This window comes from Vibrio sp. 704 (genome assembly GCF_033339295.1).
The window spans coordinates 1-547 of record NZ_JAWOUH010000878.1 but is presented as its reverse complement, the minus strand read 5'-3'; the positions used below and the strand labels follow the sequence as shown (position 1 = coordinate 547).

The following is a 547-nucleotide window of genomic DNA, read 5'->3' as shown; positions in this document are numbered from 1 at the left end:
ATCGTCACTTCCAACCATGGCAGTGAGTGTAACGAAACCAATACCAATAGCTGGGGCGCAAACAGTAACTACAGTCGTTACCAATTGCAGGTGCCAATGGTAATCCATTGGCCTGGTATGGTGGCTGGTGAGTTTAATCACAGCACGAGCCATTTAGACCTTTCAGTTACGCTACTGCAAGATATGCTTGGTGTATCGTCCAATCCATACGATTACAGCAGTGGTCGTAACTTATTTGACGAAAGCCGTCGCCGTTGGATTCTTGCTGGTGATACTCGAGAACTTGCTCTCATCACAAATAACCAAACTACCGTGATCGATAAGTTCGGGAACTACAAGCTATACGATGAGAACTACAAACGCATGCGTGATGAAACGCCTAAACTGCCGGTTCTTATGCAAGGCTTAACCGAGTTACAGCGTTTTTACTCTAAAAGTGAATAGTTGAACACTCAAAGTTGATAGAAAAGCTCTCCAAATGGAGGGCTTTTTTGTTTATTTAAGCAACAAACAACACAAAATCGAACAGGAAACACTCAAACGAATA

1 pseudogene is annotated in these 547 nt (G+C 43.0%); it reads left to right on the top strand.

What is annotated here, in order from left to right:
* Positions 1 to 444 (top strand): annotated as a pseudogene (locus R7R24_RS29655) (hydrolase); the annotation flags it as partial.
* Positions 445 to 547 lie beyond the last annotated feature (103 nt).